We start from the raw sequence: 22,819 nt of genomic DNA, 5'->3' as shown, positions 1-22,819 counted from the left end.
CGACATCATGAAGAAATCCTCTCTGGTACTCCTGGCAATCGCCGCGGCCGTGATCGGCGCCGGCGCCTGGTATTACAACAAACCGGCGGCCGACGCGGCGTCCGGCGGCGCCTCCGCCGCCGCGCCCGGCAAGGGCGGCGCCGGCGGCCCGAACGGCGGCCAGGGCCCCACCTCCGTCAACGTGGTGGCGCCCAAGCGCCAGGACGTGGCCGTGATGCTGCAGGCCAACGGCACCGTCACGCCGATCAGCACGGTGGACCTGCATCCGCAGACCACCAGCACCATCGTCAAGGTCCACATCAAGGAAGGGCAGTTCGTCAAGCAGGGCGAGACCATGTTCACGCTGGACGCGCGCAGCGAAACGGCCAACGTGGACAAGGCCCAGGCCCAGGTGATGCGCGACCGCGCCGGCCTGGCCGACCTGGAGCGCCAGTACAAGCGCAGCCAGGAACTGCTGGCCCAGAACTTCATCGCCCAGGGCGCCGTGGACACGCTGCGCAGCCAGGTGGACTCGGCGCGCGCGCTGCTGCAGTCCGACCTGGCCGCCCTGCAGGCGGTGAAGGTGGACGCCAGCTACGCCACCATCCGCGCGCCGCTGACGGGCCGGGTGGGCGCCATCAACGTCTATCCCGGCAGCCTGGTGCAGCTGTCCACCTCGCTCACCACGGTGACCCAGCTCAACCCCATCAACGTCGCCTTCACCCTGCCCGAAAGCGCGCTGGGCGCGCTGCTGGCGGCCAAGCAGGCCGGCAAGGTGCCGGTGCGGGTCACGTCCGGCGGCCAGGACTTCCAGGGCAACCTCACCTTCATCGACAACGCGGTCGATCCGGTGGCCGGCGTGATCCGCGTGAAGGCCGAGTTCGACAACAGCCAGACCCGGCTCTGGCCCGGCCAGTACGTCAACGCCCAGCTCACCGTGCAGACGCTGAAAGACGCCCTTGTCGTGCCGCAAAACGCTATCATTAGCAACACCCGGGGCACCTTCGTGTACACCGTGGCTTCCGATCACACAGCCAAGGTGGCCGACGTCAAGCGCTTGCATTCGTTCGGCGCGTTCGCCGCCGTGTCCGGCCTGAACGGCGACGAGCAGGTCATCGTGGAGGGCAAGCAAAACCTGCGCCCCGGCGCCAAGGTGCGCGTGGCGGAGGCGGCCGGCAAGCCCCCCGGCAACAAGAAGGACAAAAAGGATAGCGTATGAACCTGTCCGAACTATGCATACGCCGTCCGGTGATGGTGGTGCTGCTGTCGCTGAGCCTGATCCTGGCCGGCGTGCTGGCCTATGCCCACATCCCGGTCGCCGCGCTGCCCAGCTATAACACCCCCGTCATCAACGTCAGCGCCGACCTGCCCGGCGCCAGCCCGGACACCATGGCCTCGTCGGTGGCGCTGCCGCTGGAGAAGCAATTCTCCACCATCGCCGGCGTCAGCCTCATCACCTCCACCAGCGTGCAGGGCAACACCTCGCTGACGCTGGAATTCGACCCCAGCATCGACGTCAACGTGGCGGCGGTGGACGTGCAGGCCGCGCTGCTGCGCGCGCAGCGCTCGCTGCCGCAGGAAATGACGGACATGCCGTCCTACCGCAAGGTCAACCCGGCCGACGCGCCGGTGCTGTTCATGGCCATGACGTCGCCGTCGCTGTCGCTGTCCGAACTGAACGACTATGCGGAAAACCTGATCGCGCCCAGCCTGTCCACCTTGCCGGGCGTGGCCCAGGTGTCCGTCAACGGCCAGAAGCGCTTCGCCGTGCGGGTGCGCGCCAAGGCCGACCTGCTCAACGCGCGCGACCTCACGCTGGACGAGCTGGCCACGGCCATCCGCGCCGCCAACACCAACACCCCGCTGGGCATCCTCGACGGCCCCAGCCAGAGCCTGACCATCCAGGGCAACGCCCAGCTGATGAAGGCGTCCGAATTCGCCGAACTGATCGTCGCCACCCGCAACGGCCAGCCGGTGCGCCTGAAGGACGTGGCCACGGTGGAGGACAGCTTCCAGTCCGTCAAGGCGGCCGGCAGCTACAACGGCGAGCGCTCCATCGTGTTGCTGGTGCAGCGCCAGCCGGACGCCAACACGGTGCAGGTGGTGGACGGCGTGCGCGCGCTGCTGCCGCGCTTCCTGGCCCAGCTGCCCGCCTCGGTCAAGATCAACCTGGTCAACGACCGCTCCGTCTCCATCCGCGAGGCCATCCACGACGTCAACCTGACGCTGGCCCTGACCGTGGTGCTGGTGGTGCTGGTGATCTTCCTGTTCCTGCGCAAGGCGGCCGCCACCTTCATACCGGCCGTTACCATGCCGATCTCGCTGCTCGGCGCGCTCAGCCTGCTGTACACCTTCGGTTACAGCCTGGACAATGTTTCCCTGCTCGGCATCACGCTGGCGGTGGGGCTGGTGGTGGACGACGCCATCGTGGTGCTGGAGAACATCGTGCGCCATATCGAGATGGGCAAGAAGCCGCTGCAGGCGGCGCTGGTGGGCGCGCGCGAGATGGGTTTCACCATCGTCTCGATCTCGATCTCGCTGGTGGCCGTGTTCATCCCCATCTTCTTCATGCCGGGCGTGATCGGCCTGCTGTTCCACGAATTCGCCGTGGTGGTGGCGCTGTCCGTGCTGGTGTCGGCGGTGGTGTCGCTGACCCTGGTGCCGATGCTGGCGGCGCGCCTGCTGCCGGCCGAGGCGCACCACGCCGAGAGCGACACCTCCCTGGTCGGCCGCTGGTTCGAGGCCGGCTTCTCGCGCCTGCGCGACGGCTACGCCGGCACGCTGGACGTGGCGCTGCGCCACCGCCACGTGGTGCTGGCCATCGCCGTCGGCACCTTCGCGCTGACGATCTGGATGTACATCGACATTCCGAAGGGCTTCTTCCCCGAGGAGGACTTGGGCCAGATCCAGGCCACCACCGAGGCGTCGGAGGACATTTCCTCGGCCGCGATGATGGAATTGCAGATGCGGGTGGTGGAAGTGGCGCGCGCCGACCCCAATGTGCGCGATGTCACCTCCTTCGTGGGCGGCAGCAACACCGGCCGCATGTTCCTGGTGCTCAAGCCGCGCGGCGAGCGCGCCAAGATGCCCGAGGTGCTGGACAGCCTGCGCAAGTCGCTGCGCCAGGTGGCCGGCGTGTCGGTCTACCTGCGCCCCACGCAGAACCTGCAGCTGGGCGGGCGCCCCAGCAAGAGCCGCTACCAGTACACGCTGCAGTCGGTCAGCCCGGACGCGCTGGGCGACTGGGCCGGCAAGTTCCAGGAGCGCATGCGCGCCGATCCAGCCTTCCGCGACGTGACCAGCGATTCGCAGAACCGCGGCCTGCAGGCGTCGCTGAAGATAGACCGCGACAAGGCCAACACGCTGGGCGTGGACATGGGCGCCATCCGCAACGCGCTGTACCTGGCCTTCGGCGAGCGCCAGGTCTCGACCATCTACTCGTCCGCCGCCAGCTACTTCGTGATCCTGGAGGCGGCCACCGAGGACCGCCAGTTCGACGACGCGCTGACCAAGATCTCGGTGCGCAACAAGGCCGGCCAGCGGGTGCAGCTGTCCAGCTTCGCCACCGTCGAGCGCACCGTGGGGCCGACCTCGGTCAACCACCAGGGCCAGCTGCAGGCCATCACGCTGTCGTTCAACCTGGCGCCGGACGTGCCGCTGGGCGTGGCCACCGGCAAGATCGACAAGATGGGCGTGGACATGGGCCTGCCCGCGTCCATCATCACCACCTACGGCGGCGACGCGGCCGTGTTCCAGAGCTCGCAGGGCAGCCAGCTGATCCTGATCATCGCCGCGCTGGGCGTCATCTACGTGCTGCTGGGCGTGCTGTACGAGAGCTACATCCACCCGCTGACCATCCTGGCCGGCCTGCCGTCGGCGGCGGTGGGCGCGCTGCTGACCCTGCGCCTGTTCAACCTGGACCTGACGATGATCGCCATCATCGGCATCCTGATGCTGATCGGCATCGTCAAGAAGAACGCCATCATGATGATCGACTTCGCGCTGGACGCGCAGCGCAACCGCGGCATGGCGCCGGCGGACGCGATCCGCGACGCCTGCATCCTGCGCTTCCGGCCCATCATGATGACCACGCTGGCCGCGCTGATGGGCGCGCTGCCGATCGCGCTGGGCCTGGGCGCGGGCGCCGAGCTGCGCCAGCCGCTGGGCCTGGCCGTGGTGGGCGGCCTGGTCTTCTCGCAGGTGATCACGCTCTACATCACCCCGGTGATCTACCTGTTCCTCGACAAATACAGCGGCAGCGGCCCGATGGGCGAGGCCGAGCTGGCCGACGGCGACGGCGCGCCCGCCAAGGGGCCGGTGGAACTGAAAGCTGTCAGCCTCGGCAAGCACTGATATCATACGGCGGCCGGATACCCCCGGCCCGTTCGCGTTTGATTCCCCGGTGATACATACAGTTACATCCGTCAAGACCAGTTACAGGTAAGCTGGCGGCTTCTGGTGGCCCACCGTTTGTGCAGAAAGTCCGTTTATCTTGTTCCAGTTCAGCCATTCCCATTCGGGCGACCACGAGTACTGCGAGGCATGCGGCCAGCGGCTGCCACGCGACGGCTATGGCTACGGCGGGCCGAAAAAGCACAACCGGGCCGGCATCGCGGTCTCCATCCTGGTGCACGTGCTGGTGCTGGTGTACGCGCTGTTCATGCCCAAGGAAAAGATCACGCTGAAGCCGCCCGCCAAAGAGGGCGAGCTGGTGTACATCTCGCCGCTGCCGAAATCGAAGCCGGCGCCCACCCCGAAGCCGAAGCTGGAAACCAAGCCGATCGAGGCCGCCAGGGCCAAGCCGCAGCCGCGCCGCGACAGCCGGGCCATCACCAAGGCCGCGCCGCCCAAGCTGGAAACCTTCGTGCCGCCGGTGCAGGCCACCATGCAGCCGCCGACCCCGGTGCAGGAGGAGGACATGCAGGCGCGCGTGGAGGCGGCCCGCAAGCGCCGCGCCGACGCCAACCCGCAGCCGCAGCAGGAGCCGCAGGAGAGCGACAACGACCGCGCGCTGCGCGTGGCGCGCGCCAACATCATGGGCGCGCAGGGCCGCAACGCGGCCGGCGAGCGCGAGGACACTGGCGGCGTGTTCTCCATCATCAATAAGAGTTCGCTCAGCGCGGACATCAAGTTCCGCGGCTTCAGCGCCAACTTCAAGCGCCAATGGTCGCAGCAGGTGCACGTGGAACTGGGATCGGAGCTCGACATCGAAACCGCCATCGTCAAGCGGATGATCGAGCTGATCAGGAAAGAGAAGCCGGGCGAGTTCCAGTGGGAATCGCACCGGCTGGGACGCGTGGTGCCGATGAACGCCGGCCGCCAATACCAGGCGGAGCTGGAAGCCTTCCTGTTGAAGGAATTCTTCCCCAACTACCGCCGGTAGGCGTTTAGCCGGCTTGGCCGGCCTTCAGCTTGCGCGCGATGTCGAGCGCGAAGTAGGTCAGCACGCCGTCGGCGCCGGCGCGCTTGAAGGCCAGCATGGACTCCATCATCACCTTGTCGTGGTCCAGCCAGCCGTTTTGCGCGGCGGCCTTGATCATCGCGTACTCGCCGCTCACCTGGTAGGCGAAGGTCGGCACCTTGAACTCGTCCTTCACGCGGCGCACGATGTCCAGGTAGGGCATGCCGGGCTTCACCATCACCATGTCCGCGCCCTCCCGCAGGTCCAGCGCCACCTCTCGCAGCGCCTCGTCGCCGTTGGCCGGGTCCATCTGGTAGGTGTTCTTGTCGCCCTTGCCCAGGTTCTTGGCCGAGCCCACCGCGTCGCGGAAGGGGCCGTAGAAGGCCGACGCGTACTTGGCCGAATACGCCATGATGCGGGTGTGGATGTGGCCCTTTTCCTCCAGCCCGGCGCGAATGGCGCCGACGCGGCCGTCCATCATGTCCGACGGCGCCACCACGTCCACGCCGGCGTCGGCCTGGGTCAGCGCCTGGCGCACCAGCATCTCGGTGGTGACGTCGTTCAGCACATAGCCGTTGTCGTCGATCAGGCCGTCCTGGCCGTGGCTGGTGTACGGGTCCAGCGCCACGTCGGTCAGCACGCCCAGCTCCGGGTAGGCCTGCTTCAGCGCGCGCACCGCGCGCGGCACCAGGCCGTCCGGATTGGTCGCCTCGATCCCGTCCGGCGTTTTCAGGGCGGAGTCGATCACGGGGAACAGGGCCAGCACCGGGATGCCCAGCGCCACGCACTCGCCGGCCACCTTCAGCAGCAGGTCCACCGACACGCGCTCCACGCCCGGCATCGACAGCACCGGCTCGCGCTGGTTCACGCCCTCCAGGATGAACACCGGGTAGATCAGGTCGGAGGCGTTCACCGCGTTTTCGCGCATCAGCGCGCGCGAAAACGGGTCGCGGCGCATGCGGCGCATGCGGATGGCGGGGAAGGGCGTGCCGTGGTTGGCCATAGGTTGCGGTTCCTTAATGATGGGTAATCAGGCTTGCGGCGCGCCGTCTTCGTCGCCGTCGATCCGCTCGGCCTGTTCGGCGGCCTCGTCCTGGTCCAGTCCGGCCAGTTCGATGATCTTGGCGGTGGCCTCCTCGATGCCGATGCGCTTGAGCGCGGAGAACAGTTGCACGGTGAAGGGGAAGCCCTCGCCGTCCTCGTCGACGTAGCTGTCCAGCTTGGCTTGCGCCTGGCGCAGCGCGGTGGTCGATTCGTTGCGCGTCAGCTTGTCGGCCTTGGTCAGGATGCAGTGGATCGGTTTGCCGGTGGGGGCGAACCATTCCAGCATCTGGATGTCCAGGTCGGTGAACGGGCGGCGCGAGTCCATGATCAGGATCAGCGCGGCCAATTGCTCGCGGCGCTGGATATAGTCGCCCAGCAGGCGCTGCCAGTACAGTTTGACGTCGCCGGACACCTCCGCGTAGCCGTAGCCGGGCAAGTCCACCAGCATGGCGCGGATCTCGTCCACATTGGTGGGGTCCTTGCGGTGCATGGCCACGTGGGCGCCGCCGATGGAGAAGAAATTGATGTGCTGGGTGCGCCCCGGCGTCTTGGACGCGAAGGCGAGGCCCTTCTGGTTGCACAGAATGTTGAGCGAAGTCGATTTGCCGGCGTTGGAGCGGCCGGCGAAGGCGATTTCGGGCACCGTCGTCTTGGGCAGGTCGCGCAAATGATTGACGGTGGTAAAGAAGCGGGCTTGCCAGAGTTTGGACATGGGGGTGGGCAGAAATGCAACAATGAGAGGTATAACGCAGAAAAGCTATTGTACAATAAGGGGTTACGAATTGTTGTTATGCATAAAAGCAATAAGAGTGCATGGACGCGTACAAACTCAGCGTGCATGGCTAGCGTTATCCAACCATTTTTTTCACTAGGCTCAGGGTGTTTGAATGAATCGTGCGTTTTCTCCGTTTGTAAAGTCCTTGCTCGTTGCAGTGCTTGCCGTGTCGGGTTCCGCATCGGCTTCCACGGCTGCCCCCGCGCCGAAGGCGGACGCGGCCAAAGGCGCCACCCTGTACGCCGACGGCGACAACGCGCGCGGCCTGCCGGCCTGCGTTTCCTGCCACGGCGCCGCCGGTAACTCGACCATCGCCGCCAACCCGAAACTGGCCGGCCAGCCGGAAGCCTACCTGTACAAGCAGCTGCTGAACTTCACCACGCCGTCGCGCAACAACCCGGTGATGACGACCTACGCGAAGATGCTGACGGACGAAGAGAAAAAGAACATCTCGGCCTACCTGAGCACCCAGGCGCAGAAACCCGGCGCGGCCAAGAACAAGGACACCATCGAACTGGGCAAGAAGATCTACCGCGGCGGCATCGCCGAGAAGAACGTGCCCGCCTGCGCCAGCTGCCACGGCCCCGCCGGCGGCGGCATCCCGGCCCAGTACCCGCGCCTGGCCGGCCAGCACCAGGACTACACGGCGGCCCAGTTGACCACCTTCCGCACCGACGCCCGCAAGAACAGCGCCGAGATGAGCACCATCGCCAAGCGCCTGTCGGACGACGAAATCAAGGCCGTGGCCGACTACGTGGCAGGCTTGAAGTAAGCCGGCGTTCGCGCCCCCGGGGCGCGATGCGGTAAAAAGGGGCGGCCGCGCAAGCAGGCTGCCTTTTTTATTGGTATTCTCCTGCGGGCATCCCTTCCGCCCCCCAATTTGAGATAGTGTCGCGCATGAGCACCACCAGCACCGCCGGTATCACCGTCAAAACCCGCCGCCCGGCCTTCGACAGCCTGGTCGAATTGCTGTCTTCGATGCGCTTCGCCATCAGCCTGCTGACCCTGATCTCGATCGCGTCGGTGATCGGCACGGTGATGCAGCAGAACCAGCCCATGGGCAACTACGTCAACCAGTTCGGCCCGTTCTGGTTCGAGGTGTTCGGCAAGATGAGCCTGTACGCCGTGTATTCGGCCTGGTGGTTCATCGCCATCATGGGCTTCCTGGTGACGTCGACCTCGCTGTGCATCATCCGCAACTCGCCCAAGATGATGAAGGACATGCGCTCCTGGCGCGAGAACGTGCGCGAGCAATCGCTGCTGAACTTCCACGACAAGGCCGAGTGGCAGTCGCCACTGCAGCGCGCCGCGCTGGCGCAGCAGATGGCGCAGCGCCTGGGCCACGCCGGCTACCAGTCGCGCATCGTGGAAAAGGAACACGCGACGCTGGTGGCCGCCAAGCGCGGCGCCGGCAACAAGTTCGGCTACATCTTCGCCCACAGCGCCATCGTGGTGATCTGCGTCGGCGGCCTGCTCGATTCGGACATGCCGATCCGCTTCCAGGAGTGGTTCCTCGGCAAGACGCCGTTCGGCGGCAGCGGCCTGATCTCTGCCATCCCCGCCCAGCACCGCCTGGGCCTGGGCAACCCGACCTACCGCGCCAACACCGCCATCCCCGAGGGCCAGGCCAGCAACACCGCCATCATCCCGCGCGCGGACGGCGTGCTGATCCAGGAACTGCCGTTCACCATCAACCTGAAGAAGTTCAACATCGACTTCTACAGCACCGGCATGCCCAAGCTGTTCGCCAGCGAGGTGGAGGTGCGCGACCACGAGACGGGCGAGACCGTCAAGGCCGTCATCGAGGTCAACAAGCCGCTGATCTACAAGGGCCTGGCGGTCTACCAGTCCAGCTTCGAGGACGGCGGCAGCAAGCTCAAACTGACCGGCTGGCCCATGGGCGGCACGCGATCGGCCAGCTTCCCCTTCGCCGGCGAGGTGGGCAACGCCACCAAGCTGGACGACAAATACACGGTGGAATGGTCCGGCTTCCGCCCGTTCAACGTGGAAAACATCGCCTCGCAGGACGCGCGCGCCGTCACCAAGGGGGAGAAGCTGGAGGAGGGCTTCGCCCGCAGCCTGGACAAGCACACCGGCTCGGCGGCCAAGAACGCCAACAACAAGGACTTGAAGAACGTCGGCCCCAGCGTGCAGTACAAGCTGCGCGACCAGACCGGCCAGGCCCGCGAATACCAGAACTACATGCAGCCGGTGACCATCGACGGCGCCACCGTGTTCCTGGCCGGCGTGCGCGCCAATCCGAGCGACCAGTTCAGCTACCTGCGCATCCCGGCGGACGACGGGTACACCGTCAAGGAATGGATGCGCCTGCGCGCGGCCCTGAACGACCCGGCCCTGCGCGCGGCCGCCGCCGAGCGCTACGCGCGCCGCGCGATGCCGCAGTCGCCCACCTCCGAGCCGCTGCGCGCGCAGCTGCGGGAATCGTCGGCGCGCAGCCTGGGCCTGTTCGCGGGCGAGGGCAAGGAGGGCGGCTTCATGGCGATTTCCACCTTCCTGGAGAAGGTGCCCAAGGACGAGCAGGAAAAGGCGGCCGACATCTTCATGAAGATCCTGAACGGCAGCATGTGGGAACTGTGGCAGGCGGCGCGCGAGCAGGCTGGCCTGGCGGCGGTCGAGGCGGACGAGAAGCACGGCCGCTTCCTGCAACTGGCCACCAACGCCCTGTCGGACAGCTATTTTTACGGCGCGCCCGTCTACCTGCAGCTGGACGACTACACTGAGGTGAAGGCGTCCGTGTTCCAGGTGACGAAGTCGCCGGGCAAGAACGTGGTGTACCTGGGCTGTCTGTTCCTGGTGCTGGGCGTGTTCGCGATGTTCTACATCCGCGAGCGCCGGCTGTGGATCTGGATACGGGACAACGGCGGGGAAGGCGGCAGCCACGCGCTGATGGCCATGAGCACCCAGCGCAAGACGCTGGACTTCCACAAGGAATTCGAGGAACTGAAGCAAAAACTGCCGCAACCGGCGTAAGCTGTGGGCGGACACGGAGACAGATGATGGAAATGACACAAAGCTACACCCAGGCGCCGGGCTACTTCAAGCGCCTGAACGCCCTGGACTGGGTCTTCGCGCTGGCGCTGGCCGGCGGCGCGCTGTTCGCGCTGAGCCGCTACGGCGCCTACATGGACATCTACGAAAAGGTGATCCTGCTGGCGGCCGCGCCCACCTTCGCCGCGCTGGGCTGGCACTGGAAGCCGGTGCGCTGGCTGATGCCGCTGGCGGCGCTGCTGTCGCTGTGGGCGATTTCCATGTACGCCGGCGGCCTGGAGATGGCCAACACCAAATTCTGGCTCAAGTACATGCTGTCCAGCCAGTCGGCGATCCTGTGGATGAGCACGTGCTTCGTGCTGTCCACGCTGTTCTACTGGATCGGCCTGGTGGCGCGCTCGTCCATGGGCTTCACGGTCGGCTCCAAGCTGTGCTGGGCGGCCGTGGTGCTGGGCCTGACCGGCATGCTGGTGCGCTGGTACGAGTCCTACCTGATCGGCGCCGACGTGGGCCACATCCCCATTTCCAACCTGTACGAAGTGTTCATCCTGTTCGCGCTGATCACGGCCATGTTCTACCTGTACTACGAGCAGCGCTACGAGACCCGCCAGCTGGGCGCCTTCGTGCTGCTGGTGATCTCGGCGGCGGTGGCCTTCCTGCTGTGGTACACGGTCTCGCGCGACGCGGCCGACATCCAGCCGCTGGTGCCGGCGCTGCAGAGCTGGTGGATGAAGATCCACGTGCCGGCCAACTTCATCGGCTACGGCACCTTCGCGCTGGCCGCGATGGTGGCCACCGCCTACCTGCTCAAATCGTCCGGCTACCTGGTCGACCGCCTGCCGTCGCTGGAGGTGCTGGACGACGTGATGTACAAGGCCATCTCGGCCGGCTTCGCCTTCTTCACCATCGCCACCATCCTGGGCGCGCTGTGGGCGGCCGAGGCCTGGGGCGGCTACTGGTCGTGGGACCCGAAGGAGACCTGGGCGCTGATCGTCTGGCTCAACTACGCGGCCTGGCTGCACATGCGCTTGATGTCCGGCCTGCGCGGCCGCGTGGCGGCCTGGTGGGCGCTGGTGGGCCTGCTGGTCACCACCTTCGCCTTCCTGGGCGTCAACATGTTCCTGTCGGGCCTGCACTCCTACGGCAAGCTTTAACCAGGACTTCAGAAAAAAGGTGTAAGGTTTCGGGACGCTAGCCGACCAAGTCCCAACCCCGCACCTTTCCTGGAGTTGCCATGCTGATCCAACGTAGTCCGAACGGCGTCGACCTGCCGTTTTCTTCCGAAATCACGCCGCGCGAAATCTACGAAGCGCGCCGCGCCTTCATCAAGCGGGTGGCCGTCGGCGCCATCGCCGGCGGTTCGCTGCTGGAGATGGCCACCCGCGAGGCCTTCGCCCAGGGCGGCAACCCCAAGCTGGCCGCCAAACTCAATCCCGCCTATTCCGCGCTCGACAAGCAGACCGCCTACAAGGACGCGACCACCTACAACAACTTCTACGAGTTCGGCACCGACAAAAGCGATCCGGCGGAGCACGCCCACACGCTGCGCACCCGTCCCTGGACGGTGTCCATCGAGGGCGAGGTCAAGAAGCCGATGACGCTGGACATCGACCAGCTGCTGAAGCTGGCGCCGCTGGAGGAGCGCGTCTACCGCCTGCGCTGCGTGGAAGGCTGGTCCATGGTGATCCCGTGGGTGGGGTATTCGCTGTCCGAACTGATCAAGAAGGTCGAGCCCACCGGCAACGCCAAATACGTGGAATTCGTCTCGCTGGCCGACAAGGGCCAGATGCCCGGCGTCGGCAGCCGCGTGCTGAACTGGCCGTATGTGGAAGGCTTGCGCATGGACGAGGCCATGCACCCGCTGGCGCTGCTCACGGTCGGCATGTACGGCGAGGTGCTGCCCAAGCAGAACGGCGCGCCGGTGCGCATCGTGCTGCCGTGGAAATACGGCTTCAAGTCCGCCAAGTCCATCGTCAAGATCCGCTTCGTGAAGGACCAGCCGCGCACCGCCTGGAACGTGTCCGCCCCGTCCGAATACGGCTTCTATTCCAACGTCAATCCGGACGTCGACCACCCGCGCTGGTCGCAGGGTTCCGAGCGCCGCATCGGCGAGGACGGCTTCCTGGCGCGCAAGCGCAAGACGCTGATGTTCAACGGCTACGCCGACGTGGCGCCGCTGTACGCCGGCATGGACTTGAAGAAGTTCTTCTGACATGGCCTTCAATCCCACACCGAGGCAGCTCGCGGCGCTGAAGGCGGCGGTGTTCGCGCTGTCGCTGCTGCCGTTCTTCAAGCTGGTGTGGCTGACCGCCAGCGACCAGCTGGTCGAGCCGCTGCAATACATCACGCGCGCCACCGGCGACTGGACCCTGTACTTCCTGTGCATCACCCTGGCGGTGACGCCGCTGCGGCGGCTGACCAAATGGAACTGGGTGCTCAAGCTGCGGCGCATGCTGGGACTGTACGCCTTCTTCTACGCCGTGCTGCACTTCACCACCTTCCTGTGGTTCGACCATTTCTTCGACCTGGCGGAAATGTGGAAGGATGTGCTCAAGCGGCCCTTCATCACGGTCGGTTTCACCGCCTTCGTGTTGTTGATCCCGCTGGCGCTGACCAGCACCAACGGCATGGTGCGGCGGTTGGGCGGCAAGCGCTGGCAATGGCTGCACCGCCTGGTCTACGTGGTCGCGCCGCTGGGGATATTGCATTTCTGGTGGATGAAGGCGGCCAAGCACGACTTCTCGCAGCCGATCCTGTTCGGCCTGATCGTGCTGGCGCTGCTGGGCGTGCGGGTGTACTGGAGCCGCGCCAAGGCGGCCGCCAGCACGCGCGCCGCCGCGTGACACGGCGGCGGGGGAGGCTTATTTGATCAACGATTCCAGCGCGAACAGGTCGGCCGGGTTTTCGCGCCGGCGCACCAGGTGCACTTGCTCGCCGTCGACGATCAGCTCGGCGGCGCGGCCGCGGGTGTTGTAGTTGGACGCCATCGTCATGCCATAGGCGCCGGCCGTCTTCATGGCCAGCAGGTCGCCCGCCTGGACCGACAGCGCGCGGTCGCGCGCCAGCCAGTCGCCGGACTCGCACACCGGACCCACCACGTCGTAGGTCGCAGCGCCCGTGTCGGCCTGGACCACGGGCTGCATGTCCATCCAGGCCTGGTACAGCGCCGGGCGCGCCATGTCGTTCATGGCCGCGTCGACGATGCAGAAGTTCTTCTCCTCGCCATTCTTGATGAATTCCACGCGCGTCAGCAGCACGCCGGTGTTGCCGACGATGGAGCGGCCCGGCTCGAAGATCACCTTGATCGGTTTGCCGCCGTGGCGCTCGGCGCGCCAGCCGTCGATGCGCTTGAACACGCGGCCCAGGTAGTCGCCCACCGGCACCGGCGCGCTGTCCTCCTCGTCGCCGTAGTCGATGCCCAGGCCGCCGCCCAGGTCGAGGTGGTGCAGATGGATGCCCTCGGCGCCGAGCGCGTCGATCAGCTCGATCAGGCGGTCCAGCGCCTCCAGCAGCGGCGCGTCGTCCAGCAGCTGCGAGCCGATGTGGCAGTCGATGCCGGCCACTTCCAGGTTGGCCAGCTTGGCGGCGGCGCGGTAGGTGTCCAGCGCGTCGTCGAAGGCCACGCCGAACTTGTTGGCCTTCAGGCCGGTGGCGATGTAGGGGTGGGTCTTGGCGTCCACGTTCGGGTTCACGCGCAGCGACACGCGCGCCACCTTGCCCATGCTTGCCGCCACCTCGTTCAGGCGGTGCAGCTCGGGGATGGACTCCACGTTGAAGCACAGGATGCCGTGGGTCAGCGCCAGGCGCATCTCGTCGACGGTCTTGCCGACGCCGGAGAAGATCACCTTGGCCGGGTCGCCGCCGGCGGCCAGCACGCGCAGCAGTTCGCCGCCGGAGACGATGTCGAAGCCGGCGCCGCGGCGGGCCAGCAGGTCCAGCACGGCCAGGTTGGAGTTCGCCTTCATGGCGTAGCACACCAGCGCGTCGCGGCCGGCGCAGGCGTCGGCGTAGGAATCGAAGTTGGCCAGCAGCTGGGCCTTGGAGTACACATACGTCGGGGTGCCGTATTGTTCGGCGATGGCGGACAGCGACACGCCCTCGGCGTGCATCACGCCGTTGTTATAAGTGAATTGCGACATGGATTATTGTTGGGAAGCGGGAGGAGTGGACGGTACGGGGGCGGAAGGGGGCGCGACGCCGGGCTTGCCTTGGGTGGCGGCAGGGGAGGCGGGCTTGGCCGGCTGTTTGGGTAGGTACAGCGGACCGGGCTGGCCGCAACCCGCCAGCAGAGCGGCGCAGCACGCCGCCGCGGAGATATGCAGCGCTAAAGTGGACTTCACGATTAGAATCACGGTTTGACAAGAGAATCCTGGAGTGTAGCATGACCGAATCCGAATTTTTGGCGCTGGCCGACGCCACCCTGAACGCCATCGAGGCCGCGCTGGACCGTTTGAACGAGCAGGACATGGTCGACGTCGAATGCAGCCGCAGCGGCAACGTGCTGGAAATCGAGTTCATCGACAACGGATCCAAGGTCATCGTCAACAGCCAGGCGGCGATGCAAGAGATGTGGGTGGCGGCGCGCTCGGGCGGCTTCCACTACCGGCACGTGGACGGCCAATGGCTCAACACGCGCGACGGCTCCGAACTGTTCGCCGTGCTGTCCGAGATCACCACCGCGCAAGGCGGCGCCCCCGTCGTCCTCACCCCCAACCCGCAATAAGTTGCACCCTAACATCGGTGTCAGGCGCGACATTCGGACACGGCCTCAACGGCAGCGGACATTCCGTGCGCTATGCGCACAAAATGTCCGAATGTCGCGCCTGACACCGATGCAATTAGAACAACTCGTTCTTGACGGCGTCCTTGGCTTTTTCCTCGGCCGGGGTGCCGCGGCTGGCGCCTTCCAGGCTTTGCACGCCCATGCCGGGCGGGTTTTCGGCGTAGTAGTATTCGCCGTCGACCACCATCATGCCCTCGGGCACGGCGCGCTCCTCGATCGGGATGTTCTTCAGCGCCTTTTGCATGTAGCCGATCCAGATCGGCAGCGCCAGCCCGCCGCCGGTCTCGCGGTTGCCCAGGTTTTTCGGCTGGTCGAAACCGATCCACGCCACCCCCACCAGCTTGGGCTGGTAGCCGGCGAACCAGGCGTCGATCGAGTCGTTGGTGGTGCCGGTCTTGCCGGCGATGTCGCCGCGCTTCAGCGACAGCGCCTTGGTCGCCGTGCCGAAACGCACCACGTCCTTCATCATGCTGTCCATCAGGAAGGCGTTGCGCTCGTCGATCACGCGGTTGGCGGCGTCGCCCGCCTTGTCCGGCGCGGCCTGCGACAGCACCTTGCCGTTGGCGTCCGTGACCTTGGAGATCAGGTAGGGCGTGACCTTGTAGCCGCCGTTGGCGAACACCGCGTAGGCGCCGGCCATCTGCAGCGGCGTGACCGCGCCCGCGCCCAGCGCCAGGGTCAGGTAGGGCGGGTTCCTGTCGGCCTCGAAGCCGAAACGCGTCGTGTATTCCTGCCCGTACTTGGCGCCGATGCGGTGCAGGATGCGGATCGAGACCATGTTCTTGGACTTGGTCAGCCCGCGCCGCATGCTCATCGGCCCCTCGTACTTGCCGTCGTAGTTCTTCGGCTCCCAGGCCTGGCCGCCGGTCTGGCCGGCGTCGAAGGAGATCGGCGCGTCGTTGATCATGGTGGCCGGCGACAGGCCGCGCTCCAGCGAGGCGGAGTAGATGAAGGGCTTGAACGAGGAGCCCGGCTGGCGCCAGGCCTGGGTCACGTGGTTGAACTTGTTGCGGTTGTAGTCGAAGCCGCCCACCATGGCCTTGATCGCGCCGTCCTCGGTGGAGGCCGAGACGAAGGCCGATTCCACCTCCGGCATCTGCGTGATCTGCCAGTCCTTGCCCTCCTGCAGCACGCGGATCACCGCGCCGCGGCGCAGCCGCTTGTTGGGCGCGGCCTTGTCCGACAGCCAGGACTTGCCCATGTCCAGCCCGGCGCCGGTGATGGCGATCTCCTCGCCGGACGCGGTCACCGCCGTCACCTTGGACGGCGTGGCCTGCAGCACCATGGCGGCCACGATGTCGTCGCTGTCCGGGTGCGAGGCCAGCTCGGTCTCGATGGCGTCGTCGGCCTCCTCCTTGTTGGCCGGGATGTCGATGTAGGCCTCCGGGCCGCGGTAGGCGTGGCGCTTCTCGTAGTCCATCACGCCGCGGCGCAGCGCCAGGTAGGCGGCGTCCTGGTCGGCCTTGGTGATGGTGGTGAACACGTTCAGGCCGCGGGTGTAGGTGTCCTCCTTGAACTGCTCGTACACCAGCTGGCGCGCCATCTCGGCCACGTACTCGGCGTGCACGCCGAACTCGCTGCTGTCGGTCTTGACCCGCAGCTGCTCGGCCTTGGCGGCCTGGAACTGGGCCGGCGTGATGTAGCCCAGCTGCGCCATGCGCTGCAGGATGTATTGCTGGCGCGTGCGGGCCCGCTTGGGGTTGACCACCGGGTTGTAGGCCGACGGCGCCTTCGGCAGGCCGGCCAGCATCGCCGCCTCGGCCACGCTAATGTCTTTCAGATTCTTGCCGAAATAGATCTGGGCGGCCGAGGAAAAGCCGTAGGCGCGCTGGCCCAGGTAGATCTGGTTCATATAGACCTCGAGGATCTGGTCCTTGCTGAGGTTTTTCTCGATCTTCCAGGCCAGCAGCACCTCGTACAGCTTGCGCTTCAGGGTCTGCTCGCTGGACAGGAAGAAGTTGCGCGCCACCTGCTGCGTGATGGTGGACGCGCCCTGGCGCGCCCCGCCGGTGGCGTTGTGGAAGGCCGCGCGCAGGATGCCGGTGTAGTCGACGCCGCCGTGGTCGTAGAAGCGGTCGTCCTCGATCGCCAGCACGGCCTTCTTCATCACGTCGGGGATGTCCTTGATGTGCACCAGGTTGCGGCGCTCCTCGCCGAACTCGCCGATCAGCACGTTGTCGGCCGAGAAGATACGCAGGGGCATCTTGGGCCGGTAGTCGGTCAGCGAGTCCAGCTCGGGCAGGTTGGGGTAGGCCAGGGCCAGGCCGAACACCAGCAGCAGCACCCCCACCAGGGCCAGGCCGACCACGGAGGCCAGGGCGGTGAGCAGGAGCTTGCGGGGTTGGGCGGGGCCGGTGTTTCCAGGTTGTGCTGTGGTCATGCGCATTCTTTCGCAGTCTTCGGGGCGCGCCGGGTCGTGCCGGGCGGGGCTCATTATAAGCGACCGCTGATGGCTGCGGCGCGCCGGCAAAACAGGCAACGGGCGCGAAAGATTTACTGTGAGCAACTAAATAACTTAGTTATCCGACGTGCCACAGAGTGGAGGGCCAGTGTGGCTAAACCCGCACAAACGCGGTTTTGTGCACGGTAGAAATACCTTTACACTGCATCGGGCTTATTGCTAGGATTTAATGTACTGTCTCAGTTCCGCCCCCTAAACGCTGGTTTTCAAACGAGTTCCCATATGCAATCACTAACGGTGTGTGTCCAGCAGCAACATTGCGGCGGCGCCAATCATGGCGGCGGGGACGGCGCATGAACCTGGACCTGGGCTCGCTGTTCGGCGGCGGCAATCCACCGCTGGTGGGGGTGGACATCAGCACTTCCAGCGTGCGCCTGGTGGAATTGGCGCAGGCCGGCAAGGAGGGCCTGCGGCTGGAGCGCTACGCGTCCGAGCCGCTGCCGCGCGGCGCCGTGGTGGACGGCAACATCGAAAACATGGAGCAGGTGGTGGAGGCGCTGCGCCGCGTCTGGAAGAAGAGCGGCACGCGCGCCAAGCTGGTGGCGCTGGGCATGCCGCCGGCGTCGGTCATCACCAAGAAGATCATCCTGCCGGCCGGCATGTCCGAGGACCAGCTGGAGGTGCAGGTCGAGTCCGAGGCCAGCCAGTACATCCCGTTCGCGCTGGACGAGGTCAGCCTGGACTTCGACGTGCTGGGCCCGGTGCCCAACTCCGAGGAGGACATCGAGGTGCTGCTGGCCGCCTCGCGCCGCGAGAAGGTCGAGGACCGGGTCGCGATCGCCGAGGCCTCCGGTCTGAAGGCCACCGTGATGGACATCGAATCCTACGCCGCGCGCGCCGCGCTGGACCGCGTCACCGCGCAGATGCCAGACGCCGGCGCCGGCCAGATCGTGGCGCTGTTCCAGATCGGCGCCCAGGTCACCCACATCTCGGTGCTGCTGGACGGCGCCGCCATCTACGAGCGCGAGCAGCCCTTCGGCGGCAACGCGCTGACGCAGGACATCGTGCGCGCCTACGGCATGGCCTTCGAGGAGGCCGAGTCGCGCAAGAAGTCCGGCGACCTGCCCGACAACTACGGCGCCGACATCCTGGCCCCGTTCCTCGAGGGCGCGGCGCTGGAAGTGACGCGCGCCATCCAGTTCTTCTACACCTCCACGCCCTACACGCGGGTCGACCAGCTGTTCCTGGCCGGCGGCTGCGCGCTGCTGCCCGGCCTGCTCGACATCGTGGCCGGCCGCACCAAGATCAACAGCGCCGTGATCTCGCCGTTCAAGGGCATGCAGCTGGGCCCGGGCGTGCGCGAGCAGGCCCTGCGCGCCGAGGCGCCGGCCTACCTGGTCGCCTGCGGCCTCGCCATGCGGAGGTTTGGCTGATGATACGGATTAACCTGCTGCCGCACCGCGAGGAAAAGCGCAAACAGAAAAAGGCCGCGTTCTACGCGCTGATGGTGCTGGGCGCGCTGGCCGGCGCGGCCATCGTGCTGGTGGTGGGCGGCTACAACGCGCGCGCCATCGCCATCCAGGACCAGCGCAACAAGGTCATCAAGGACGCCATCGTCGAGCTGGACAAGAAAATCGCCGAGATCGCCACGTTGAAGACCGAGATCGAGGCGCTCAAGGCGCGCCAGCAGGCCGTGGAGGACCTGCAGGGCGACCGCAACCAGCCGGTCTACCTGCTCGACGAACTGGTCAAGCAGACCCCGCCCGGGGTCTACCTGAAGGGCTTCAAGCAGGAGGGGCAGCGCGTCTCCATCCAGGGCTACGCGCAGTCGCAGGAGCGGGTCTCCGAACTGCTGCGCAACGTGGCCGGCGTCTCGCCGTGGCTGGAGAAGCCGGACCTGATCGAAGTGAAATCCACCGGACTGGGCCAGGGCAAGACCGCCAAGAAGGTGGTGGAGTTCAACCTGATCGTCAGCATCAAGCGTCCGCGCGACAAGGACAAGCCGGCCGATGGCAAGCCGGCCAAGATGGCCGCGGGTGCCCCCGCGGTGCGGCCCTGAGAGAGACTATGGCGACCGACCTCAAACAATTCAGCGCGGACCTCTCCGCCCAGTTCCAGGGCCTGAAGGGGCGCCATCCCGGCCAGTGGCCGCTGGCGCCGCGCCTGCTGTGCGCGCTCGGCGCGGTGGCGGCCGTGGTGGCGCTGGGCTGGTACGGCTACTGGGACGGCCAGTTCGACGCCCAGGAGGCCGGCGCGGCCGAGGAGATCCGGCTACGCGGCGAATACACCACCAAGACCCAGCAGGCGGTCAACCTGCCGGCGCTGCGCGAGCAGAAAGTGCAGGTCGACCAGTACGTGGAGCGCCTGCAGAAGCAGCTGCCCAGCAAGGCCGAGATGGCCGCGCTGCTGTCGGACATCAACCAGGCCGGCCTGGGGCGCGGCCTGCAGTTCGAACTGTTCAAGCCCGGCCAGGTGGTGGTCAAGGATTACTACGCCGAACTGCCGATCGACATCAAGGTCACCGGCAGCTACCACGACATCGGCGCCTTCGCCGGCGACATGGCCAACCTGCCGCGCATCGTCACGCTCAACAACATGGCGCTGACCACCGGCAAGGAGGGCGGCCTGACGCTGGACGCGGTGGCCAAGACCTTCCGCTACCTCGATCCCGAGGAGGTGGCGGCGCAGCGCAAGGCCGCCGCCGACAAGAAGAAGGGGGCTAAGAAATGAGCGCCCGCCACATGACATCCGCGCTGCTGGCGCTGGCGCTGGCCGGCTGCGGCGACAGCGACGTGCAGGAGGTGCGGCAGTGGATGAAGACGACCGACGCCCAGGCCCACGTGGCCGTGACGCCGATCGCCGAGCCCAAGACCTTCATCCCCTTCGCCTATTCGGCCGGCGCCGAGGTCGACCCGTTCAGCGCCAACAAGCTGCTGGCCGAGCTGGCCAAGCAGGCCAACGCGGGCGGCGGCGTGCGCCCCGACACCACGCGCCGCAAGGAATTCCTGGAGAGCTTCCCGCTGGACGCGGTGAAGATGGTGGGCACGATGGAGAAGGCCAAGGTCATCTACGCGCTACTGCAGGTCGACCGCTCGGTGTACCAGGTCCGCCCCGGCCAGCACGTGGGCCAGAACTTCGGCCTGATCACCAGCGTCAGCGACGACGCCGTCACCGTCAAGGAAATCGTCCAGGACGCGACCGGCGACTGGGTCGAGCGCATATCGAAGTTGGAGTTGCAGGAAAGCAAGGAGAACACGCAATGAACGCATACACCACCCCCGCGACGCTGCGGACGGCCTGCCGGGCGTTCCTTGCGGCGCTGCTGCTGGGCATGGCCGCGCTGGCGCAGGCGCAGGGCAACGCCATCGAGTCGATCACCTCCAACCAGCAGGGCGCCAACGTGATCGTCAAGATCGCGCTGAGGAACGCGCCGGACAAGCTGCCGATCGGCTTTTCCATCACCAACCCGGCCCGCATCGCGCTGGACTTCGGCGCCACCGTCAACCTCACCGGCAAGAACACCCACGAGATGAACCAGGGCGACCTGCGCAGCGTGAACGTGGTGCAGGCCGGCGAGCGCTCGCGCCTGGTGTTCAACCTGAAACGCACGCTGAACTACGCCACCGCCATCGACGGCAACGCCATCATCCTCACCATCGACGGTTCCGGCGGCCTGGCCACGGCGGTCGATTCCACCGGCATGCCGGTCGCCAGGGCCGCCGCCGCCGCGGCCGCGCCGGCCCGCCAGGTCTTGCGCGACATGGACTTCCGCCGCGGCGCCAACGGCGAGGGCCGCGTGGTGGTGGACCTGCCGAACAGCCAGGTCGCCGTCGACGTGCGCCCCAACGCCAACGGCCTGGTGATCGACTTCCTCAAGACGGGCGTGCCGGAGACGCTGCGCCGCCGCCTGGACGTGACCGACTTCGGCACGCCGGTGTCGCAGATCACCACCGTGCCGCAGGGCGACAACACGCGCATGACCATCGAGGCCAAGGGCCTGTGGGAGCAGAGCGTGTACCAGAGCGACACCCAGCTGGTGGTGGACGTGAAGCCGATCAAGGAGGACCCGAACAAGCTGACCCAGGGCACCCAGGGCTACCGCGGCGAGAAGCTGTCGTTCAACTTCCAGAACGTGGAGGTGCGCGCGGCGCTGCAGGCGATCGCCGACATCTCCGGCCTGAACATCATCACCAGCGACAGCGTGGCGGGCAACCTGACGCTGCGCCTGCGCGAGGTGCCGTGGGACCAGGCGCTGGACGTGGTGCTGCAGGCCAAGGGCCTGGACATGCGCAAGAACGGCTCGGTGCTGTGGATCGCCCCCAAGGAGGAGCTGCTGACCAAGGAGAAGCTGGAGCTCGAGCAGCGCGCCCAGATCGCCGACCTGGAGCCGCTCAAGTCCGAGATCTTCCAGCTGAACTACCAGAAGGCCGAATCGTTCAAGAGCGTGTTCGGGCTGGACTCGGGCGACACCAAGAGCCGCGTGCTGTCCAAGCGCGGCAGCGCCATCATCGAGCCGCGCACCAACCAGCTGTTCGTCACCGACATCGCCTCCAAGATCGAGGACATCCGCAAGCTGATCCAGAAGACCGACATCGCCTCCAAGCAGGTGCTGATCGAGGCGCGCATCGTCGAGGCCAGCGATTCCTTCACCCGCAACCTGGGCGCCAAGCTCGGCTTCGCCGACCTGCGCACGCTGCGCGGCGGCGACTCCGGCTACCAGATCGGCAACAGCAACACCCGGCTCGGCATAGGCGGCAACATGCAGGGCGTGGGCGAGACCACCGGCCAGGTGTCGGAGTCGCAGAACAGCTTCAACAACACCCAGTTCATCAACCTGCCGGCCGCGCCCATCAACGGCCTGTCGGCCGGCAACCTGGCGATCAGCCTGTTCTCGTCGGCCGCCAACCGCTTCCTGAACCTGGAACTGTCGGCGCTGGAGGCCGACGGCACCGGCAAGATCATCTCCAGCCCGCGCGTGGTGACGGCCGACAAGGCCATCGCCACCATCGAACAGGGCCTGGAACTGCCCTATCAGGTGGCCACCAGCAGCGGCGCCACCTCCATCGTGTTCCGCAAGGCCAACCTGCGCCTGGAGGTGACGCCGCAGATCACGCCGGACGGCAACGTGGTGATCGACGTCGACGTCAACAAGGACAGCGTCGGCCAGGAGACCCGGGCCGGCTTCGCGATCGATACCAAGCACGTGAAAACCCAGGTCATGGTCGAGAACGGCGGCACCGTGGTGCTGGGCGGCATCTACCAGCAGATCGAGCGCAGCACGGTCAGCAAGGTGCCGCTGCTGGGCGACGTGCCCGTGCTGGGCTACCTGTTCCGCAATACCGGCCGCACCAACGACAAGACCGAATTGCTGGTGTTTATCACCCCGAAGATTGTCGCCGAGCGGCTTTCAGCCCGATAATGCCGGCT

Annotated in this window: 19 protein-coding genes; 14 read left to right on the top strand and 5 right to left on the bottom strand. The window is 66.5% G+C overall.

The window, feature by feature from the left end; translation table 11 throughout:
- Positions 1-7 precede the first annotated feature (7 nt).
- The 3 genes from BM436_RS17920 (at position 8) to BM436_RS17910 (ending at position 5,362) form a co-directional block, all read left to right on the top strand.
- Entirely contained in the window at positions 8-1,198 is a 1,191-nt protein-coding gene (locus BM436_RS17920) for an efflux RND transporter periplasmic adaptor subunit (RefSeq protein ID WP_093556893.1), read from the top strand.
- Positions 1,195-4,332 (top strand): efflux RND transporter permease subunit, encoded by a 3,138-nt coding sequence (locus BM436_RS17915; protein ID WP_093556892.1) that lies wholly within the window; start codon positions 1,195-1,197, stop codon positions 4,330-4,332. The genes BM436_RS17920 and BM436_RS17915 overlap by 4 nt, the downstream gene beginning before the upstream one ends.
- A 139-nt stretch (positions 4,333-4,471) precedes the next feature.
- Entirely contained in the window at positions 4,472-5,362 is an 891-nt protein-coding gene (locus BM436_RS17910; RefSeq protein WP_093556891.1) for a hypothetical protein, read from the top strand.
- A 4-nt stretch (positions 5,363-5,366) separates the two neighbouring features.
- Here BM436_RS17910 and hemB read toward each other — a convergent pair whose 3' ends face one another.
- On the bottom strand, positions 5,367-6,383 hold the full coding sequence (gene hemB / locus BM436_RS17905; protein WP_093556890.1) for a porphobilinogen synthase: 1,017 nt from the start codon (positions 6,381-6,383) through the stop codon (positions 5,367-5,369).
- Positions 6,384-6,410: 27 nt separating this feature from the next.
- Positions 6,411-7,136, bottom strand: coding sequence for a ribosome biogenesis GTP-binding protein YihA/YsxC (yihA, locus tag BM436_RS17900; RefSeq protein WP_093556889.1), 726 nt, complete (start codon positions 7,134-7,136; stop codon positions 6,411-6,413).
- Between the two features lie 175 nt (positions 7,137-7,311).
- Between yihA and BM436_RS17895 the strand changes: the two genes are divergently transcribed.
- The 5 genes from BM436_RS17895 (at position 7,312) to msrQ (ending at position 13,051) form a co-directional block, all read left to right on the top strand.
- Entirely contained in the window at positions 7,312-7,971 is a 660-nt protein-coding gene (locus BM436_RS17895) for a c-type cytochrome (RefSeq protein WP_093556888.1), read from the top strand.
- Positions 7,972-8,096: 125 nt separating this feature from the next.
- Positions 8,097-10,190, top strand: coding sequence for a cytochrome c biogenesis protein ResB (locus BM436_RS17890; protein WP_093556887.1), 2,094 nt, complete (start codon positions 8,097-8,099; stop codon positions 10,188-10,190).
- Positions 10,191-10,213: 23 nt separating this feature from the next.
- Entirely contained in the window at positions 10,214-11,362 is a 1,149-nt protein-coding gene (ccsB, locus tag BM436_RS17885; protein WP_371859650.1) for a c-type cytochrome biogenesis protein CcsB, read from the top strand.
- Positions 11,363-11,442: 80 nt separating this feature from the next.
- Complete coding sequence (gene msrP / locus BM436_RS17880; protein ID WP_093556886.1) at positions 11,443-12,420, top strand: protein-methionine-sulfoxide reductase catalytic subunit MsrP; 978 nt, start codon at positions 11,443-11,445, stop codon at positions 12,418-12,420.
- Position 12,421: 1 nt separating this feature from the next.
- On the top strand, positions 12,422-13,051 hold the full coding sequence (msrQ, locus tag BM436_RS17875; RefSeq protein ID WP_093556885.1) for a protein-methionine-sulfoxide reductase heme-binding subunit MsrQ: 630 nt from the start codon (positions 12,422-12,424) through the stop codon (positions 13,049-13,051).
- Between the two features lie 18 nt (positions 13,052-13,069).
- Here the strand turns inward: msrQ and lysA are convergent, their stop codons facing one another.
- Both lysA and lptM read right to left on the bottom strand, forming a co-directional pair.
- The gene (gene lysA, locus BM436_RS17870; protein WP_093556884.1) at positions 13,070-14,347 is read right to left on the bottom strand and encodes a diaminopimelate decarboxylase; all 1,278 of its coding nucleotides are present in this window, start codon (positions 14,345-14,347) and stop codon (positions 13,070-13,072) included.
- 3 nt (positions 14,348-14,350) lie between these two features.
- Complete coding sequence (gene lptM / locus BM436_RS38700) at positions 14,351-14,548, bottom strand: LPS translocon maturation chaperone LptM (protein ID WP_371859649.1); 198 nt, start codon at positions 14,546-14,548, stop codon at positions 14,351-14,353.
- A gap of 41 nt (positions 14,549-14,589) precedes the next feature.
- Here lptM and cyaY point away from each other — a divergent pair, with 41 nt between their 5' ends.
- Positions 14,590-14,931, top strand: coding sequence for an iron donor protein CyaY (gene cyaY / locus BM436_RS17865; protein WP_093556883.1), 342 nt, complete (start codon positions 14,590-14,592; stop codon positions 14,929-14,931).
- A 115-nt stretch (positions 14,932-15,046) separates the two neighbouring features.
- Here the strand turns inward: cyaY and BM436_RS17860 are convergent, their stop codons facing one another.
- A complete protein-coding gene (locus tag BM436_RS17860) occupies positions 15,047-17,371 on the bottom strand; it encodes a penicillin-binding protein 1A (protein ID WP_093556882.1) in 2,325 nt (774 codons plus the stop codon).
- Between the two features lie 374 nt (positions 17,372-17,745).
- On the opposite strand from BM436_RS17860, the gene BM436_RS17855 reads away from it, so the two are divergent.
- From BM436_RS17855 to BM436_RS17835, 5 genes are read left to right on the top strand one after another with little or no spacing between them, the layout of a single operon-like run.
- Positions 17,746-18,825, top strand: coding sequence for a pilus assembly protein PilM (locus BM436_RS17855; protein ID WP_093556881.1), 1,080 nt, complete (start codon positions 17,746-17,748; stop codon positions 18,823-18,825).
- Positions 18,825-19,451, top strand: a complete 627-nt coding sequence (locus tag BM436_RS17850) for a PilN domain-containing protein (protein ID WP_093556880.1) — start codon at positions 18,825-18,827, stop codon at positions 19,449-19,451. Before BM436_RS17855 ends, BM436_RS17850 begins: the two co-directional genes overlap by 1 nt.
- Positions 19,452-19,459: 8 nt before the next feature.
- A complete protein-coding gene (locus tag BM436_RS17845) occupies positions 19,460-20,122 on the top strand; it encodes a type IV pilus inner membrane component PilO (protein WP_093556879.1) in 663 nt (220 codons plus the stop codon).
- Positions 20,119-20,655 (top strand): pilus assembly protein PilP, encoded by a 537-nt coding sequence (locus BM436_RS17840; RefSeq protein WP_143133210.1) that lies wholly within the window; start codon positions 20,119-20,121, stop codon positions 20,653-20,655. The genes BM436_RS17845 and BM436_RS17840 overlap by 4 nt, the downstream gene beginning before the upstream one ends.
- On the top strand, positions 20,652-22,811 hold the full coding sequence (locus tag BM436_RS17835; RefSeq protein WP_093556877.1) for a type IV pilus secretin PilQ: 2,160 nt from the start codon (positions 20,652-20,654) through the stop codon (positions 22,809-22,811). Before BM436_RS17840 ends, BM436_RS17835 begins: the two co-directional genes overlap by 4 nt.
- Positions 22,812-22,819 lie beyond the last annotated feature (8 nt).

Source organism: Pseudoduganella namucuonensis, from assembly GCF_900116645.1.
In the GTDB taxonomy this organism is placed as follows: Bacteria; Pseudomonadota; Gammaproteobacteria; order Burkholderiales; family Burkholderiaceae_D; genus Rugamonas; species Rugamonas namucuonensis.
This window is presented reverse-complemented; position numbering and strand designations above follow the sequence as displayed.